This window comes from Sediminicola arcticus, assembly GCF_040566695.1.
Lineage (GTDB): Bacteria > Bacteroidota > Bacteroidia > Flavobacteriales > Flavobacteriaceae > Sediminicola > Sediminicola arcticus.
In genome coordinates this window covers 1-1,168 of record NZ_JBEXAE010000020.1, presented here as the reverse complement: position 1 = coordinate 1,168, position 1,168 = coordinate 1, and the positions used below count along the sequence as shown (strand labels likewise).

Genomic DNA, 1,168 nt, shown 5'->3' with positions numbered 1-1,168 from the left:
GTCAAGGTAAGTACATCGGTTGTATTGTCAAGGCTGAATGTCGTGATCTGCTGGTCGTCCGTATTGTCCAAAAAGGAAGTCAGGTCTACCGTACCCCCATCTTCCAAGGTCAATATATTACCTGCTGCCAAGGTCAACTGCTGATTGTCCGCAGCGGCAAGTACCGTGCTGAAATCCACCGTTTGCGTTCCTCCATCCTCTAAGGTCAAGGTAAGTACATCGGTTGTATTGTCAAGGCTGAATGTCGTGATCTGCTGGTTATCCGTGTTGTCCAAAAATGATGTCAGGTCTACCATACCCCCATCTTCAAGGGTCAATATATTGCCTGCTGCCAAGGTCAAAGCCTGGTCATCGGTAGAAATATATCCTGACAGATCCACTGTGGTATCTACACCAGTACCATTCCCAAGGGTCAAAATATTCCCCGATAGACTTATTTGCTGATTGTCAATATTATCCAAATATGGGCTAAGGTCCACCGTACCCCCATCTTCCAAGGTCAAAATATTTCCAGCCAAGCTCAGCGCCTGGTTGTCCGTACCATTATTGTTCAAAGAGGAAAGATCCACAGTCTGTGTATTCCCATCCTCCAAGGTAATCGTCAATATATTTGAGGCATCCATGCTGAAGTCCGTCACTATCTGATCATCCGTATTGTCCAAGTATGATGCTAGGTCCACATTGTTGCCATCTTCTATGCTCAAGATATCCCCAACAAGGTTAAGGTTTTGGTCGTCTGTACCTAATGAGGACAATGGAACAGATAATGTACTATTCGCATCCGTGATCTCAAGGTTTGCTCCGTTCACTGCAAAGGCCGTGTTTACTTCATTAGTGATGCTGCCATCTACTTCCGTAGCCGTGATTATATAAGGATCTGCTGTTGTTCCTGTTCCCATTACCACATTGATGCCTGCTCCAGTAACTATTGTCTCCGAACCATCGGCAGCCGCAACAGAAAGATCGTAATCATTTCCACTTGGGGTCAAGGTCACAGAACCATCCGCAGAAGTCAAAGTCTGAATCTCATTAGTAGTATCCGTATCGTTATCAGCCGCGTTACTTGCCGCCAATTCATCTAATGCACCTTGTACATCTGTTGATATTAATCCGGAAGTTGGGGTATAAGGATTAGAATTTGCCCTTGTATCAATAACCTGTGGCGTAC

At 45.2% G+C, this 1,168-nt stretch carries 1 protein-coding gene; it reads right to left on the bottom strand.

The genetic code is table 11. The features are described 5' to 3' along the window. Positions 1 to 1,168, bottom strand: a 1,168-nt coding sequence (locus ABXZ36_RS15770; protein ID WP_354616642.1) for a hypothetical protein, incomplete at both ends; no start/stop codon positions are given.